The following is a 384-nucleotide window of genomic DNA, read 5'->3' on the forward strand; positions in this document are numbered from 1 at the left end:
TGTAGTGGTCAAGTAAAACTGGCCACCGTTTTATATTCTAACCAGTATTGTTGTTCTGCAAGGTTCGGTGGTAATCCATCATTATGCTGATGAGGCCTGATATTGCTGAAGTAACCAATTATATACTTGGTTATTGAATGTTTTGCTTCAGCAAAACTTTTATATCCATTCTTAGGAACCCATTCACTCTTTAAACTTCTAAAGAATCTTTCCATTGGACTATTATCCCAGCAATTACCACGACGACTCATGCTTTGAGTTATTTGATATTGCCATAATTTTTGCCTGAACTTTAAGCTTGTATAGTGGCAGCCTTGATCGCTATGGAACATGACATTTGATGGTTTTCCTCGTAACTCATACGCTATTGAAAGAGCTTTCGTT

The 384-nt window shown here is 37.0% G+C and carries 1 protein-coding gene; it reads right to left on the reverse strand.

The features are described from left to right. Positions 1-8: 8 nt before the first annotated feature. Positions 9-384 (reverse strand): integrase core domain-containing protein (locus PVK62_RS17555; RefSeq protein WP_274449514.1); only part of this gene is annotated, 376 nt, incomplete at its 5' end.

The organism is Aliivibrio sp. S3MY1 (genome assembly GCF_028765575.1).
Lineage (GTDB): Bacteria > Pseudomonadota > Gammaproteobacteria > Enterobacterales > Vibrionaceae > Aliivibrio.